14 protein-coding genes are annotated in these 16,327 nt (G+C 69.4%); 5 read left to right on the top strand and 9 right to left on the bottom strand.

Translation table 11 applies throughout. The features are described from left to right. The first annotated feature begins 76 nt into the window (after window positions 1-76). Window positions 77-3,205, top strand: a complete 3,129-nt coding sequence (locus U1T56_RS11080; protein ID WP_418159531.1) for an SNF2-related protein — start codon at window positions 77-79, stop codon at window positions 3,203-3,205. A gap of 649 nt (window positions 3,206-3,854) precedes the next feature. Beyond that, window positions 3,855-5,126, top strand: a complete 1,272-nt coding sequence (locus U1T56_RS11075) for a hypothetical protein (protein ID WP_418159530.1) — start codon at window positions 3,855-3,857, stop codon at window positions 5,124-5,126. Between the two features lie 43 nt (window positions 5,127-5,169). Here the strand turns inward: U1T56_RS11075 and era are convergent, their stop codons facing one another. The 5 genes from era to U1T56_RS11050 form a co-directional block, all read right to left on the bottom strand. After that, complete coding sequence (era, locus tag U1T56_RS11070) at window positions 5,170-6,093, bottom strand: GTPase Era (protein ID WP_418159529.1); 924 nt, start codon at window positions 6,091-6,093, stop codon at window positions 5,170-5,172. Continuing rightward, complete coding sequence (gene rnc, locus U1T56_RS11065) at window positions 6,086-6,811, bottom strand: ribonuclease III (protein WP_418159528.1); 726 nt, start codon at window positions 6,809-6,811, stop codon at window positions 6,086-6,088. Before rnc ends, era begins: the two co-directional genes overlap by 8 nt. A 12-nt stretch (window positions 6,812-6,823) precedes the next feature. Then, window positions 6,824-7,576, bottom strand: coding sequence for a signal peptidase I (gene lepB / locus U1T56_RS11060; RefSeq protein ID WP_418159527.1), 753 nt, complete (start codon window positions 7,574-7,576; stop codon window positions 6,824-6,826). Between the two features lie 164 nt (window positions 7,577-7,740). After that, a complete protein-coding gene (gene acpS / locus U1T56_RS11055) occupies window positions 7,741-8,142 on the bottom strand; it encodes a holo-ACP synthase (RefSeq protein WP_418159584.1) in 402 nt (133 codons plus the stop codon). Window positions 8,143-8,241: 99 nt separating this feature from the next. Next, window positions 8,242-9,789: a YifB family Mg chelatase-like AAA ATPase gene (locus U1T56_RS11050; protein WP_418159526.1), complete on the bottom strand. Its 1,548-nt coding sequence runs from the start codon at window positions 9,787-9,789 to the stop codon at window positions 8,242-8,244. A gap of 203 nt (window positions 9,790-9,992) precedes the next feature. Here U1T56_RS11050 and U1T56_RS11045 point away from each other — a divergent pair, with 203 nt between their 5' ends. After that, entirely contained in the window at window positions 9,993-10,247 is a 255-nt protein-coding gene (locus U1T56_RS11045; protein ID WP_418159525.1) for a DJ-1/PfpI family protein, read from the top strand. 52 nt (window positions 10,248-10,299) lie between these two features. On the opposite strand, the gene pyrE is transcribed toward U1T56_RS11045, so the two are convergent. The 3 genes from pyrE to rpoZ form a co-directional block, all read right to left on the bottom strand. After that, entirely contained in the window at window positions 10,300-10,899 is a 600-nt protein-coding gene (gene pyrE, locus U1T56_RS11040) for an orotate phosphoribosyltransferase (RefSeq protein WP_418159583.1), read from the bottom strand. 14 nt (window positions 10,900-10,913) lie between these two features. Then, complete coding sequence (locus tag U1T56_RS11035) at window positions 10,914-13,067, bottom strand: RelA/SpoT family protein (protein ID WP_418159582.1); 2,154 nt, start codon at window positions 13,065-13,067, stop codon at window positions 10,914-10,916. 150 nt (window positions 13,068-13,217) lie between these two features. After that, the gene (gene rpoZ, locus U1T56_RS11030; RefSeq protein ID WP_418159524.1) at window positions 13,218-13,577 is read right to left on the bottom strand and encodes a DNA-directed RNA polymerase subunit omega; all 360 of its coding nucleotides are present in this window, start codon (window positions 13,575-13,577) and stop codon (window positions 13,218-13,220) included. A 333-nt stretch (window positions 13,578-13,910) separates the two neighbouring features. On the opposite strand from rpoZ, the gene U1T56_RS11025 reads away from it, so the two are divergent. Together U1T56_RS11025 and U1T56_RS11020 are read left to right on the top strand one after the other, a co-directional pair. Further along, window positions 13,911-14,537 carry a LabA-like NYN domain-containing protein gene (locus U1T56_RS11025; protein ID WP_418159523.1) on the top strand — a complete coding sequence of 209 codons (627 nt, stop codon included), beginning with the start codon at window positions 13,911-13,913 and terminating at the stop codon, window positions 14,535-14,537. Continuing rightward, window positions 14,518-15,204, top strand: coding sequence for a uracil-DNA glycosylase (locus U1T56_RS11020; protein ID WP_418159522.1), 687 nt, complete (start codon window positions 14,518-14,520; stop codon window positions 15,202-15,204). Before U1T56_RS11025 ends, U1T56_RS11020 begins: the two co-directional genes overlap by 20 nt. Here U1T56_RS11020 and U1T56_RS11015 read toward each other — a convergent pair. Further along, on the bottom strand, window positions 15,188-16,153 hold the full coding sequence (locus U1T56_RS11015; RefSeq protein WP_418159521.1) for an alpha/beta fold hydrolase: 966 nt from the start codon (window positions 16,151-16,153) through the stop codon (window positions 15,188-15,190). The genes U1T56_RS11020 and U1T56_RS11015 overlap by 17 nt on opposite strands. Window positions 16,154-16,327: the final 174 nt, after the last annotated feature.

Below are 16,327 nucleotides of genomic sequence, written 5' to 3'. Positions count from 1 at the left end.
ATGGAATCCGGCCCATGCGCCCAAGGGGTGAGGTGCCGCTGCCGTGCCCTCCGCCCGGGAGGGCCGAGGCCGCCTTATGACTTTGCCTTTCACGCCCGGCACGCTCGTGCGCCTCGTGGGCGACCCGCAGCAGATAGGTGCTTTCCAGGAGAGCCGGCCGCGCGGCGGCCAACCCTTCGCCCGGGTACAGTTCCCGGGCGGGCTGCGCTGGATACCGCTCGATCAGCTCGAGCCCGTCCCTGCCGCGCAGGAGGAGCCGCTCGAGTTCCTGCGCTCCGGTCGGCTCAGCGAGCCGCGCCGTCTGCGGCAGGTGCTGGCCCATATCCGCCTCACCGGCCGGCTGGCCGACATGATCTACAGCATGGAGGCGACCAACACCGAATTCCATGCCCACCAGTTCAAGCCCGTGCTCAAGATGCTGGGGTCGCCCACGAGCGGTCTCCTGATCGCCGATGAGGTGGGTCTGGGCAAGACGATCGAGGCCGGGCTGATCTGGACCGAGCTGCGCGCTCGTTTCGATTGCCGCAACCTGCTCGTGGTTTGCCCCAAGGTGCTGTGCGGCAAATGGGAGGCCGAGCTCTCGAGGAAGTTCGGCCTCGATGCCCGCGTGCTGGGGGCCGGCGACCTGCTGCGCCTTCTTCAGGACGGCGAGCGGATGCGGCGCGGCAACGTCGTCATCGGCAGCCTGCAGGGCTTGGCACCGCCGCGCGGCTGGGATGACGAGGCGGCGCCGGCCTATGGGCGCGACTCGGCCAGGCTCGCCCGGTTCCTGCGCGACCGCGAGGACGAGGAGTCCCTGTTCGACCTCGTCGTGATCGACGAGGCGCATCATCTGCGCAACCCAGGCACGCAGCGCAACCTGCTCGGGCGGCTGCTGCGGCCCGTGGCCGAGCACCGCGTCTTGCTCTCGGCGACGCCGATCCACCTGCGCAACCGTGACCTGTTCAGCCTGCTCACCCTGCTCGACCCCGAGACTTTCCGGCGCGAGCAGGACTTCGACGACATCGTCGAGGCGAACCGCCCCCTGATCCGGGGCCGCGAGGCGGCGCTGTCCGGCCGGCCCAAGGCCGCCATTGTCGAGCTGATCGAGGAGGCCGACCGCCATCCGCTGCTGTGCCACACGAAGCAGCTGGCGGCGCTGCTGGACGAGGTTGCCGGCATGGGCGAGGCGCTGTCGCGCGCCGAGCGGGCGCGTCTGGCCGACCGGCTCGAGCAGGTCAATCTCCTCGCCAACGTCGTGAACCGCACGCGGCGGCGCGATGTGCAGGAGCTGCGGGTGATCCGGCGCGTCCACGCCTACCGGGCGCCTTTGACGGAGCTCGAGCGCGAGGTCTACGAGCGCGTGACGCTCGCGGTTCACCGCTATGCCGCCGCCCGGGATGGAAGCCCCGGCTTCCTCCTGGCGATGCCGCAGCGGCTGCTCGCCTCCTGCCTGCCGGCCGCCGTGGCGCACTGGCGCGAGCGGTCGCCCGACTTCGGGGTCGAGGACGAGGAGGACCTTGAGGATGGTACGGACGAGGCGGGAAGGCCGCTGGTCGGCAGGCTCGCGGAGCTGTGCGCCTCCCTGCCCACGCCGGCCGAGCTGGCAGCCGAGGATTCCAAGTTCGGCGCGTTTCTCAGGGTGGTGCGTGCGTTCCTGACCGATCACCCCGGGGAGAAGATCGTCGTCTTCTCGACCTTCCGGGCGACCCTCCATTATCTGCGCGACCGGCTGAAGGCCGAGGGGATCGGCGTCGCCCTGATCCATGGTCAAGTCGAGGACCGCGAAGGCGAGCTCGAACGGTTCGCGGACGACGACCGGGTGCGGGTGCTCCTGTCCTCGGAGGTCGGCAGCGAGGGCATCGACCTGCAGTTCTGCCGCGCGGTCGTCAACTACGACCTGCCCTGGAACCCGATGCGGGTCGAGCAGCGGATCGGCCGCGTCGATCGCTTCGGCCAAGCCGCCGACGCGATCTCGGTGATCAACCTCCTCTCGGCCGACACGATCGACGATCGGATCTACCGCCGCCTGTACGAGCGCTTGGATCTGTGCCGGAACGCGCTTGGCGACTTCGAGGCCGTGCTGGGCGACGAGATCCGGCAGCTCACCACCGACCTGCTCGTCAAGCGCCTGACTCCCGAGGAGCAGGAGCAGCGGATCGACCAGACCTCGCAGGCCATCGAGACCCGCCGGCGCCAGGTCGAGGAGCTGGAGCAGGAAGCAGCGGCGCTGATCGCGCACGGCGATCATGTCCTGCGCTCGATCCACGAGGCGCGCGACAAGAATCGCTGGATCGGCCCCAAGGATCTTCAGGGCTACATCGTCGATACCCTGGGCACGCTCCATCCCGGCTGCGGCTTCCGCGAGCTCGAGGACGGCATCTGCGAGATCACGCTCACCCTCGATGCCCGCCGCGCCTACCGGAGCTGGCTCGACGCGCACCGTCTGCCCCAGGGTGGGCTACTCGCGCAGGAATACGGCCCCGTGCGCTGCCGGCTCGGTCGCCCCGCCACTGGCCGGTCGCGTCGACAGGCGATCGAGGCCATCACGCAGACGCACCCGTTCGTGCGCTTTCTCGCCGCCGAGCTCGAGCGTACCGAGGCCCCGAAGCTGCGCCCCGCCGTGGCGGCGCTGCTGCCTGCCTCGCGGTGCAGGATCGACCTGGCACCCGGCTGCTACGCGGTGGTGGCGGAGCTCTGGCGCTTCGGGGGGCAGGTCGAGACCGAGAAGGTGGTCTTCGGTGGCCTCGACCTGATGGCGCGACGCCCCATGGCCGAGGACGATGCCGAGCTTCTCCTGCTGGCCGCCGCCGAGCACGGGAGCCTGTGGCCGGGGGCCGAGGCCGAGATCGACACGGCCGCCGTGGCGGACGATTGCGAGACGATCCTGCTCGACGGGCTGCAGGCCCGCTTCGACGACGAGCGGCGGGCGCGCGGCGCGGAGCAGGAGGACCGTGCCTCGATCCAGCTCCGCACCCTTGAGCGCCGGGAGAAGGAGCAGGTCGGCCGGTTGCGCGAGCTGATCGGCCGGCAGCGCCGAGATCAGCGGGTGAAGGGCAGCATCATCGCGGCGAACGAGGGCAAGCTCCGCAAGCTCGAGGAAGCCATCGCGGCGCGTCGCCGGGAGATCGAGGAGCAGCGCAGCATTTCTTCACAAAGAGAATTCTTGATAGTAGCCGTCATTAGGATAATCGACAATGAAGAAAAAGGGGAGCGGTTCTTGTGACTGGAATAAAGAAGCAGGAAATCTGAGATCAGAGATTGCCTTTCTTCTCGAAAGGATCGGGGAACGAGCCGAGAAGGCGCCTCATCGGCCGAGTGTCGACCCCCGTGAGGCCATGCGAGCGGCCTTCCGCAAGGCGTTGGGCTTTGCCCGGGCAGGCAACGAGCCGTATGCCGGCCCGAGCGAGAGGCCCGATGCTCGGGCGCACGGGACGGCTCCGGGGCAGGCGAGCCACGATGGGTCCGCCTTTGCAGCGGGCTTTTCGCCGGCGGGAAGCCGGATCGCTCCGCCCACGACGTGCCCGAAGCCCGAGCTGCGAGAGGAAGGGCGCCCGTTTCGGCGGCATGCGGCACCACCCGCCACCAACACCGGCGGCGGTGGCCAGCCGGCTTCCCCGAGGCCGCCATCGCCTCCCCGAGAACCTCGTGCTGCCCCGCCGCCTCATCGCCCAACCTCCCTGACGGCCATCGAACTGCCGACCGGTGCTCTGCCGCAGCGGGTGCAGCCTGCCCGCGCCCATCGCCCGGCAGCCCAGCCGAGCGTCGAGCACCGTCTCAAGCACCGCCTGGATGCGGTGGTCGCGAACATCGAGCGGCGCAACGCGGCGCGGGCCGCCGCCTGCACCTTCACGGAGCCTGACCGGCACATGCTCATGGAGCGGCTCGCCGCCGGCGTCAGAGAGCAGGCCGAGAGCCCGCGCAGTGCGCGCAGCATTCCGGTCAATCTCGGCATCGATTTCGGCACCTCCAGCACCAAGATCGTGGCCCGGCTCCCCTACGAGGCCGGCACACCTGCCTTTGCCGTTCCGGTGCCCGCATCAGCCAGGGCGGAGGGCCATCCGCATCTCTGGGCATCCCAGCTCTGGCTCACCAGGGAGGGCGCGTTCTCCCTCGCGCCCGCGTCCGGTGCCCCCGCCTTTTGCGCCATGAAGGCTGCGCTCATGCGGGACGACGGCGACAGGGCCATCGCCCTGCACTGCGCCCCCTGGGCGGCTACCGCCATGGAGGCCGCGACGGCGTTCCTCGCGCTCCAGATCCGCCAGGCCCGCGGCTGGCTCCTGACCCGACAGCAGGCGGCGTTCGCCGCCGGCATCCTCCGCTGGTCCTACCATGTCGGCTTTCCCGCAGCCTCCCTCGACAGGGAGGATCTGCGCCGGCGCTATGCCGCCGTCTGCACGGCGGCACGCGACCTGTCCCGCATGCAAGGAGCCTTGACGATGGACCTGGTCCGGGCCGCGCTCGGTAGCGCGCCGACGACGCAGGAAGAACTCGAGCGGCGAGGGATCGCGCTGGTGCCCGAGATCTCGGCCGCGGTGGCCGGCTTCGCCAACTCGACCAAGCGCGATAACGGCCTTTACGCCTTGGTCGATGTCGGTGCCGGCACGGTCGACTGCTGCACCTTCGGCCTCGGTGATTGGCGCGAGGAGGGTGAGATCGGCTGCCCGATCTTCATGGCGGACGTGGCCATGCTGGGGGTCGAGCCGTGGCGCAGCTGCCAGGACGATGCCGAGCTCGCCGCCTTTTTCGAGAAGAAGGTGGCGGAGCAGCAGCGAGGTGTCATCTGGGATACGCGGCAGCGCCGGCATCGCTCGAGCGAACGCTGGCGCACCGGGCTGCCCGTTTTCCTGCTGGGCGGCGGCGCGGCGTCCGACATGCATCGTCGCGTCACCGCCGGCCTGGATGCCTGGCTGCGGCGCTCCATCCGTGATGGGGGCGGCGCGCGCGTGAGGGCGCTGTCGGTCCCCGAAGAAGAACTTCGCTTCGACTGCAGGAAGGAGGAAACGCATCGGCTCGCCGTCGCTTTCGGGCTGAGCTTTCCATTCGGCGAGATCCCGAAAGCGGAGCTTCCCCGCAGCATCGACGACGATGTGCCGGCGCGGAGGAGGGACATCGAGGCGAGCTACGTTTCGAAGGAGATGACGTAGTCCCTTCCAGCGCAGCTCGGCTCCTCGCCCCGAGACGACCGCCTCACCGCTCGAAGTCGAGCCCCATCTCGCGGTAGCGCTCGGGGTCGTCGAGCCAGTTCTCGCGCACCTTGACGAACAGGAACAGGTGGACGCGCTTTTCCAGGATCTTCTCGAGTTCGCGCCGCGCCGCCTCGCCGATCGCCTTGAGCTGCTGGCCGCGCCTGCCGATCAGGATGGGCTTCTGGCTCTCGCGCAGCACGTAGATGGTCTGGTCGATCCGGACCTCGCTGCCGTCCGGTGCTTCGGCCCAGCCTTCGGTCTCGACCGTGACGCTGTAGGGCAGCTCCTGGTGGAGCTGGAGGAAGATCTGCTCGCGGGTGATTTCGGCGGCGAGCGCCCTGTCGGAGAGATCCGAGAGCTGGTCCTCGGGAAACAGCCAGGGACCTTCGGGCAGCCGCTTCGCCACGGCCCGGAGCAGGTCGGCGCAGCCGTCGCCATTCAGCGCCGAGACGATCCAGGTCGCCTCGAACGGGTAGGCCTCGTTCGCCTCCTTGATCAGCGGCAGGGCCCTCTCGGGCGGCACGGCATCGATCTTGTTGACGACGAGGAAGGCCGGCCGCCGCTCGCGCCGGAGCTGCTCGATCGCGAGCCGCGCGTTGGCGTCGATGCCCTTCCTCGCATCGAGCAGCAGTAGCACGAGGTCGGCATCGGTGATTCCGACCGAGGCGGCCTTGACCATGGCGCTCTCGAGCCGGCGCTTGGGCGCGAAGATGCCGGGCGTGTCGACGAACAGGATCTGGCAGGGCCCTTCGATCGTGATACCGATGATCCGCCGGCGCGTGGTCTGCACCTTGGGCGAGACGATCGAGACCTTGGTGCCGACCAGCCGGTTGAGGAGCGTCGACTTGCCGACGTTGGGCGCGCCGATGATGGCGACGAAACCCGCACGGGTCGGCGCGGTCCCGCTGTTTTCGGCCTCAGTCATGGACAGCGTTCTCCAGCCGCTCGAGCATCAGGCCCGCCGCGGCCCGCTCGGCGGCGCGCTTCGAGGTGCCCTCGGCGACGGCGGGCTCCTGGTCGGCGAGGCCGACCTCGACGATGAAGGTCGTGGCGTGCGCCGGGCCTCTGGTGGCGACGACGCGATAGCTCGGCCGCTCCAGGCCGCGCGCCTGGGCCCATTCCTGCAGCGCCATCTTGGCATCGCGCGGCGGCGAGCGCACCGCCTCGATCAAGGGCTCCCAGTGGCGGCGGATGAAGGCGCTGGCGGCATCGAGGCCGCCGTCGAGATAGAGGGCTCCGATCAGAGCCTCGCAGGCATCGGCCAGCATCGCGGGCTTGAGCACGCCGCCGGGCAGGGCCTCCGAGGCCGCGACCTGCAGCCAGCGGCCGAGGCCGATCGCCTGCGCCACCTGGGCCAGCGCCTCCTTGCGCACGAGCGCCACGTGGCGATGGGTCAAGGCTCCCTCGGCATCGTCCGGGAAGCGTTCGATCAGAAGATGGGCGATCGCGAGCCCCAGCACCCGGTCGCCCAGGAACTCGAGGCGCTGGTAGCTGCGCCGGGGAGCGCCACGCCGCCGCGAGGTGGCCGGATGCACGGAGCTCGCATGGGTCAGCGCCTCCTCGAGCAGCGCGGGCTCGCGGAAGGCATGGCCGAGCGCCGCCTCGATCTCGCTGCGGCGCTTCTTGGAAAGGCGGGTGCTCACGCGGCGACGGGCCTACTGGATCAGGCGGAACAGGCGATCGTAGCGAATGCCCCAGGGCCAGGTCCAGGGTTCCCAGAAGCTGGCATGGCCGTTCACCGAGAAGAACAGGAGCTCGGCCCGGCCGATCAGGTTCTCGACCGGGATGAAGCCGACATTCTCGACCCGGCTGTCGAGCGAGTTGTCGCGGTTGTCGCCCATGGCGAAGATGTGGCCGGGAGGAACATGGAACACACCCGTGTTGTCGAGGCTGCCCGTGGGCGTGAGGTCCATGATCAGATGGGTGCGTCCGCCGGGCAGCTTCTCGCGGTACTGCGGCACCGGCACGGCGCGCCCGTCGAACTCTTCGTCGAACTCGCCCGCGGGCTCGAGCTTCACCGCCTCGCCGTTGATGTAGAGCACGCCGTCGCGCACCTGCACGCGATCGCCCGGCAGGCCCACGACCCGCTTGATGTAGTCGGTCTTGTTGTCGCTCGGCAGCTTGAACACGACCACGTCGCCGCGTTCGGGCAGGCGCTCGAGCACGCGGCCCGAGAACAGGGGCAGGCCCAACGGCAGCGAGAAGCGGCTGTAGCCATAGGCGAACTTGGAGACGAACAGGTAATCGCCCACCAGGAGGGTCGGCTTCATCGAGCCCGAAGGAATGTTGAACGGCTCGAACGCGAAGGTGCGGACCACGAGCGCGATACCGACGGCATAGACCAGGGTCTTGAGGGTTTCCCTGATTCCGCCACTCTTCCGATCCGGCATCACCAACGACTCGCGCATGCTCTTTCTGGTCCGACGGGTTTCTGCCGGCAACCTCACCGACGGTTCTTGCACGTCATTCATCGCCGCAATTGCCATGAGGCGGCCAGCCGACCCGGCCACGAATGCCGCGCAACGTAGCCGAGGGTGGAATCGAGGTAAAGCCGAGGTCGCTCACCAGAGCGTCATCCGGTAGGCAGAGCCGTGATGATCACGATGGCCTGCGCCAGCGGCGGCTCGTCGGTGAGGCTGACGTCGATCTGAGCGCGCATGCCGGGCGGGGTCAACGCCGCGAGCCGCTCGGCGGCACCCCCGGTGAGCTGGATCGTCGGCTTGCCGCCCGGCAGGTTGACCACGCCGATGTCGCGCCAGAACACGCCCCGGTTCAGCCCGGTGCCGAGCGCCTTGGCGCAGGCCTCCTTGGCGGCGTAGCGCCGCGCGTAAGATTCTGCCCGGTTGGCGCGGCGGTCCGACTTCTCGCGCTCCACAGGGGTGAACACGCGCTGGACGAAGCGGTCGCCGAAACGGTCCAGCGTGCGCTGGATGCGCCTCGTGTCGATGAGATCGCTGCCGATGCCGATGATCATGGGCGAGAGGAGAACCGACCGAAGGAGGATGATCATCCATCGCACGATCCTGCCCGAGCGTCGAGCCCTGCCGTGGCGGAACGGGCTTGCGCGCCGCGCTCAGGAGCGGGCGCGAACGGCCCGGCGAAACGCGATCGCCTCGGCGATGTGCGGCTTTCGGATCGTCTCGCTGCCGTCGAGGTCGGCGATGGTGCGTCCGACCCGAAGCACGCGGTGATAGCCGCGGGCGCTGAGATGAAGCTGATGCGCGGCGCGCCGCAGGAGGCCGTGTGCCGGCTCGTCGCACAGCGCCACCTGCTCCAGCAGCTCGCCGTCGGCCTCGCCGTTGACGCGCAGCTCGGGGCGTCCCAGCGCCGCGAAGCGGTCGGCCTGGAGCTGCCGCGCCGCTGCCACCCGTGCCGCGACCTCGGCCGAGCCCTCGCGCGGTGGCGGCAGCGCCATGTCGGCGACGCTCAGCGCCGGCACCTCGACGTGAAGGTCGATCCGGTCGAGCAGCGGCCCCGAAAGCCGTGCCTGGTAGTCCGCGCCGCAGCGCGGGGCGCGCGGGCAGGCCTGGACCGGATCGTCGAGATGGCCGCAGCGGCAGGGGTTCATGGCGGCGACGAGCTGGAAGCGCGCCGGGTAGGTGACGTGCACCTGGGCACGGGCCACCGTGACCGTGCCGGTCTCGAGCGGCTGGCGCAGCGCCTCCAGCACCTGCCGGCCGAACTCCGGCAGCTCGTCCAGGAAGAGCACGCCGCGATGGGCGAGGCTCACCTCGCCGGGGCGCGCCTCCTTGCCGCCGCCCACCATCGCCGCCATCGAGGCCGCATGGTGCGGGCTGCGGAACGGCCGGCGGCGCGACAGGCGCCCGTCGCTCAGGCGGCCGCCCGCGCTCGCGATCATGCTGACCTCGAGCACCTCGCTCGGGTCGAGCGGTGGCAGCAGCCCGACGAGGCGGGACGCGAGCATCGACTTCCCCGCTCCAGGAGGGCCTACCAAGAGCAGGTTGTGTCCGCCGGCCGCAGCGATCTCGAGCGCGCGCTTGGCGGTCTCCTGGCCCTTGATGTCCTTGAGGTCGGGATAGGAGCCATCCTCGTCCGGAAGCGCAGGCTCGGGTGGGCTCAGGATCTGGGCGCCCCTGGCATGGTTGATGAGGGCCACCAGGCTCGATGGCGCCAGAATCTCGATCTGGTCCTTGAGCCATGCGGCCTCCACGCCGCAGACGGCCGGGCAGATCAGGCCGAGCCCGCGCTCGGCGGCGGCGATGGCGGCCGGCAGCACGCCGGTCACCCCGCGGATGCCGCCGTCCAGCGCCAGCTCGCCCAGGACCAGATGCTGCTCGACCGTATCGGTCGGAAGCACGCCCATCACGATCAGGAGACCGAGCGCGATGGGTAGGTCGAAGTGGCTGCCCTCCTTGGCGAGGTCGGCCGGCGCCAGATTGACGGTGATCCGCCGCGGCGGAAGCGTGAGCCCCATGGCCCCCAGCGCGGCGCGGACCCGCTCGCGGCTCTCCGCGACCGCCTTGTCGGCCAGTCCCACGATCGTGAAGCTCGGCAGGCCGTTGCCGAGCTGCACCTCGACGTCGACATCGGCCACGTCGAGCCCGAGCAGGGCGACGCTGCGAACCCGGGCGATGGTGAGGGTTCCCGTCGGAGCCGGCATGGCGCGCCCTTGCTGCTTTCGGTCGAGCGCATTCTACTAAAGGTAGATGAAGCGGCAAGAGTTTTCGCCGAAAATATTGGGATGTCGCCGCTACGGAAGCCGGCCTCGCTCGGAACTCGTCTCGGCGCGCGTCGTTGAATGGCCCGATGCGAAGAGAGGAGTCTTCGCGATGGGCGACCAGGCTGGACAGGGTGAAGGTGGCCATGCTCGCCACCGACGGGTTCGAGCAGGTCGAGCTCACCCGGCCCGTCGAGGCGCTTGAGGTGGCCGGTGCCACGGTGCACGTCGTGGCGTCCGGGGGTGACGGGATCCAGGGCTGGAATCACCACGATAAGGGCGACCGGGTGCCGGTCGACCGTGAGCTGAAGGAAGTCCGGCCCGACGATCTCGACGCGTTCTGCCGCAAGATGATCGAGGAATTCGCCGAGGGCCGGCACACGGCACGGGTGGCCGCGTAGGTGGGAAGAACCGGGGCGGGTCCTCGCATCCGCTCCCGGCATGTCCTGTCCTTCAGGCCGACTGTGCCGCCTGGCGTGCGTCGAGACCGCGCGAGCCCGGCTTGACCGCCGGGATCGCAGCGAGCTCGGGCGGCAGCTTGTGCTGCGGGTAGGTCGGAAGGTCGAGGGTCGCGAGACAGACGAGCGGCACCCCGAGCTCGGCTTTGCCGGCACTGCGGTCCACGAGGCACGCGGCACCGACGATCTCGCCGCCTTCCGCGCGACAGCAGGCCATGCACTCGCGGGTCGAGAGGCCGGTGGTGATCACGTCCTCGGCGACGACGATTCGGCTACCCTTGGGGATGTCGAAGCCGCGGCGGAGCGTGAAGGTGCCCTCCACCCGCTCGACGAAGATCGAGTTCTTGCCGAGCTGTCGGGCGAGCTCGTAGCCGAGAATGATGCCACCCAAGGCCGGTGCGACGACGAGGTCGGGCTCGAGCGCCCTCACCTTCGGCGCCAGCGCGCTCACGAGACGGGCGGCCCGGCGCGGGTCCATCAGCACCCGCGCGCACTGGAGGTAGAACGGGCTGTGCAGCCCCGACGTCAGCACGAAATGCCCCTGGAGCAGGGCTCCTGCTGCGCGGAATTCCGCCAGCACCTCCGCTTCGCTCATCTCTGTCATGGAACTTACCCGAGATTCCGTTCGACCGACGTCACGCAGGCCGTGGCGCGCAGCGCCGCCTGCACGCGCATGAGCTGGTCGAGGCTGTCCACCTCGACGTCGAGCAGGAGCTCGTAGATCTCGGGTGTGCGCCGCCCGATCTTGAGATCGACGATGTTCCCGCCCTGCTTGCCGACCACGGTGCTGATCGAGCCCAGCGAGCCCGGTCGGTTGAGGGTGGTGACGCTGAGCCGCGCCGAGACCTTGGGCAGGGTCTCGCGCTCGTTCCAGCCGAGCTCGAGCAGCCGGTGCTCGGGTGTCCTGCTGCGGCTCAGGACCGTGCATTCGGCCCGGTGGATGCTCACCGGGCGGCCGGTACGGATGAGGCCCACGATGGCGTCGCCCGGCACGGGCCGGCAGCAGCCGGCATAGTGGAAGGCAACGCCCGTCGGCAGACCGACGATCGGCGAGCCTGCCGCCGGAAGCGCGGGCGGGCTCGGCCGGCGGAGCGGGATCACCCGCGCGCCGATCTCGCCCTTCCGGCCGTCCTGGCGCTTGAGCTCGGGATGGAGCGTCTCCAGGACGGTGCGCACCGAGAGCGTGCCTTCGCCGATGGCGACCAGAAGATCCTCGACCGTCTTCTGGTGCAGAGGCTCGAGCACCTTCTCGAGCTGCTTTTCGGCGATCGAGAGCTGCTCCTGGCGCGCCGCCTTCGCGAGGGCCTCCCGGCCGTGGGCGAGATGCTCGTCGCGCTGCTGGGTACGCAAATAGCGCCGGATGCGGGCGCGCGCCCTGCCGGTGACGACGAACCGCTCCCACTCGGGCGAAGGCGAGCCGTTCTTGCTCGTGATGATCTCGACCTGATCGCCGTTCTGGAGCTGGGTGCGGAGCTGCACCATGCGCCCGTCGATCTTGGCGCCCACGCAACGGTCGCCCACCTGCGAATGGACGGCGTAGGCGAAATCGACGGGCGTGGCGCCCCGTGGCAGCGCTATCAGGTCGCCCTTGGGCGTGAAGCAGAACACCTGATCCTGGAACAGGTCGAGCTTGGTGTTCTCGAGGAAGTCCTCCGGGTCCGCCGCGTGCTCGAGAATGTCGAGGAGCTCGCGGATCCACCGATACTGCTTGCCGTCGGTGATCCGGGAGTCCTGCTTGTAGGCCCAGTGTGCCGCGACGCCGAGCTCCGCCACCTCGTGCATGTCGCGCGTGCGGATCTGCACCTCGATCTTGCGCCGCTCGGGCCCGATGATCGTGGTGTGCAGCGAGCGGTAGCCGTTGGGCTTGGGCGTGCTGATGAAGTCCTTGAAGCGCCCCGGCAGCATGTGGTAGGCGCCGTGAATCACGCCCAAGGCCGCGTAGCAGGCGGGCACGCTGTCCACGAGGACGCGGAACGCCATGATGTCCGAGAGCTGCTCGAAGCTGATGTTCTTGCGCTCCATCTTCTGCCAGATGGAGTAGGGCGTCTTCTCGCGGCCGTAGATCTCGGCCTCGATCCCGGCGACCTGGAGCACGTGTTTGAGCTCGGCGACCACCCGGTCGACGAGGTCGACGTCGCCCTGGCGCAAGTGGCGCAGCCGGTGCAAGATGCTCTCGCGCGCGTCCGGCCAGAGTTCGGCGAAGGCGAGATCCTGCAGCTCCGCCTTCAGTCCCTCCATGCCGATGCGCTCGGCCAGAGGTGCATAGATCTCCATGGTCTCGACGGCGATGCGCCGGCGCTTCTCCGGGTTCTTGATGAAGTGGAGCGTGCGCATGTTGTGCAGGCGGTCGGCGAGCTTCACGAGCAGCACCCGGATGTCCTCGGACATCGCGAGCAGGAGCTTCCGGAAGTTCTCGGCCTGCGCAGTCTGCGCCGATTGCAGCTCGAGCCGGTTGAGCTTGGTCACGCCGTCGACGAGGCGTGCCACGGTGCGGCCGAACAGGCGCTCGATCTCTTCGAGCGTGGCGCCGGTGTCCTCGACCGTGTCGTGCAGGAGAGCGGTCGCGATCGAGGCGCTGTCGAGCCTGAAGCCGGTCAGGATGCCGGCGACCTCGACGGGATGGTGGAAGTAGGGGTCGCCCGAGGCGCGGAGCTGCGAGCCGTGCGCCTTCATGGCGAAGACGTAGGCGCGGTTGAGGAGATCCTCGTCCGCGTCCGGATCGTAGGACTTGACCCGCTCGACCAGCTCGTACTGCCGCATCACCGGCCGGCGCGGCTTGGGGGGCGGCGCCGGCGGTGCTGGCACGGGCGCCGGGGCAGCGGCCTCCGTCACGAGCTCGGCGGCTTCCCCAGGCGTCATCAGCGGATCTCTTCTTCGCTCCCGGTGTTCCGGACCATGTGCGCTAGCGGCGGCTCAGTCCCCGTCCGGGACGTTGAACTCGCCGTAGTTCACCCCTTCGGGCATGGGTGCCACGATGCCCGCGTCCTGCGGCGGGATCAGCGCCTCGAGCTCCTCGGCGAGATCCATGGGCGCCTCGGGCTCGAGGTCGACGTGGCGGCGCAGGCCATGGACCAGCTCGTAGCGCAGATGATCCAGGTCGACCGTGCCCTCGGCGATCTCGCGCAGGGCCACGACCGGGTTCTTGTCGTTGTCGCGGTCCACGGTGAGCGCGGCGCCGGCGGAGATGTCACGGGCGCGCTGTGCCGCGAGCATCACGAGCTCGAAGCGGCTCGGCACGCGCAGGACGCAATCTTCGACCGTGATACGAGCCATAAGGGAGAACTCCAGGAGGGCAGGAGAGGAAGGCTTCCCGTTCGTTTATCCGAACTCGCGGATGCAGGCAAACGGCCTCGTGGCCGCACGAGGCGAAAACCCATCGGGCAGAAGATGGTCACGACGGCCGGCCGGGAAAAGGGGAGGCGCATCCGGACACGCGGAGGCGACCCTGCGGCCGGTTGAGGAGCGCAGGAGGTAATCATACCTGCCCGCTCGCGCGGGCGTTGTTTCTACGCGCTCGCGTCAACAGCCTGTTGCGGCCGCTGACGAGCGGGATTAACTTGTCCTTAGTCCTTTTGGATTACGTTTGATGGCATGGAGTTCATCGAAATGGGCCTAGCTGCCCCGGAGCGGCTATTCCACCCCGAGGATCGGGTGGCCGTCTTCATCGACGGTGCCAATCTATATCAGGCTGCCAAAGCTCTCGGCTTCGATATCGATTACAAGCGGTTGCTCAAGACCCTGTCGTCCGACTGCCGGTTCCTGCGCGCTTATTACTACACCGCTCTCCTGGATGAACAGGAATATTCCCCGATAAGACCGCTGGTCGATTGGCTGGACTACAACGGCTACACGATGGTGACCAAGCCGCTGAAGGAGTTCGCTCAATCTACCGGAAGGCGGAAATATAAGGGCAACATGGACGTCGAGATAGCCGTCGACGTCATGGAGGTCTCGACGCACGTCAACCACATCGTCCTGATTTCGGGCGATGGCGACTTCCGCCGCCTGGTCGAGGCGGTGCAGCGCCGGGGTGTCAGGGTCACGGTGATCAGCACCATCCGCACCCAGCCGCCCATGGTGGCCGACGAGCTGCGCCGGCAGGCGGACTTCTTCCTCGACCTCGCCGACCTGCAGAGCCGGATCGCCCGCGAGTACCAGGTGCGGCAAGAGGAGGCGCGGGCCGCCAACGAGCTGCCCGAGGACGAGGTGGAGTTTGACGACGAGGCCCACTGATCCGGCCCGCCCCGAACCCGATCACGACTGCCCGCTCTGCCCCAGGCTCGCGGCGTTCCGCAACGCCCAGCGCGCGGCCGAGCCGGGCTGGTTCAACGCGCCCGTGCCCGCATTCGGGCCGGAGGACGCGCGCCTTCTCGTGGTCGGCCTGGCACCCGGCCTGCGCGGTGCCAACCGCACTGGCCGGCCGTTCACGGGCGATTATGCCGGCGAGGTGCTCTACCCGGCACTGACGCGCCACGGCTTCGCCAAAGGCCGGTTCGCGGCACGGGTCGACGACGGGTTCGAGCTCGTCGACTGCCGCGTCACCAACGCCGTGCGCTGCGTGCCGCCGGCCAACAAGCCCACGCCGGCCGAGATCGCGACCTGCCGGCGCTTCCTCGAAGGTCAGCTCGGCGGGACGGTCCCGCCGCGGGTGATCCTGACCCTCGGCCGGATCGCGCACGAATCGGTACTGCGGGCGCTGGGCGTCGCGCCCGTCCGCCATCCATTCGCGCACGGCGCGGTGCACGTCCTGCCGAACGGCCGCAGGCTCGTCGCGAGCTATCACACCTCGCGCTACAACGTGAACACGGGCGTTCTGACCGAAGCGATGTTCGACGCGGTCGTGGCCGAGGCCGCCCGCCTCGTCCGCATGGGCGCGGAGACCGTCAGCGCCGGCGCGTGACTTCGTCGGCGAATGCGCCGAACGCTTTCAGGAACTGCTGCCGGATCGGGTCGCGCTCGCGCAGGAGTTCGTGGCGGGCCTCGGGCAGGACGAGAAGGCGCCCGCGCGGCAGGCGCCGCGTGATCTCGGTCATGGCGCGGTTGGAGACGATACGCTCGCGGCCGGCCTGGCAGACCAGCACCGGCGTGGTGATCGCCTCGACGAAGCCCGGCTGCCGGAGCAGCGCGATCGAGCGGAGGCTCGCGGCGAGCCAGCCATAGGTCACCCCGCCCAGCGCCAGCTCGGGCATGCGCTCGAGACGCCGGCACAGGTCCTGAAAGCGCATCTCGCAGGAGGTCAGCCGGTGGAACTCGCGGGCGAGGCGCTCGGGATGGAAATCGCCTTGCCCCGGCGCGTAGCAGTGCGCGGCGCCGAGCCGGATCGCGACCGTGCAGATCGCATGCGCTATGGCCGCCGGCATCGGCAGGCGGATGCCGAGCATCGGCGCCGACAGCACCGCACCCGCGAAGCGCTCGGGTTCGAGCCGCAAGTAGCGCAGGCCGACGTGACCGCCCATGGAGTGGCCCAGCATCAGGAACGGGCGCGGCAGCCGCCGCCGCTCGAGATGCTCGAGCACGGCGGCGAGATCGGCGAGATAGTCCTCGATCCGGACGACGTGGCCGCGGTGGCGGCGATCGAGGAAGCGATCCGACCCGCCCTGGCCCCGCCAGTCGAACACGGCGACGGCGAAGCCTTCGGTGGCGAGCTCGCCGATCGTCTCCTCGTACTTCTCGATGAACTCGGCCCGACCGGTCAGGACGACGACCGTGCCGCGGGCCGCTCCTGCCAGCGGGCCGCGATGGCCCAGCCGCAGCCTCATGCCGTCGACGAGGATCCGCTCGAGCTCGACGGACACGGCCCCATCGGGAGCGCTCGCCTCGTCGCTCGGGCACAGCGCCGGGTCGGCCATGCGTCGCCCTCGTCATGCCTCGATCGACCGGACGGTTAGGCGCTCCACGGCCGATCGTCAATCGTGCCGCGACGCTTCGGCCGGGTGATCGGGTGAGCAGGGACGACGGGCTTTCCGCAGGTGCGGAATTCAGGTCGAACGGATGCTTCCGAGGGAAGCGCCACATCCGCGCTC

This window comes from Benzoatithermus flavus (genome assembly GCF_037908215.1).
Lineage (GTDB): Bacteria > Pseudomonadota > Alphaproteobacteria > Geminicoccales > Geminicoccaceae > Benzoatithermus > Benzoatithermus flavus.
Note: the sequence above shows the minus strand (reverse complement) of the source record. Positions and strands in the feature narration are given on the sequence as shown.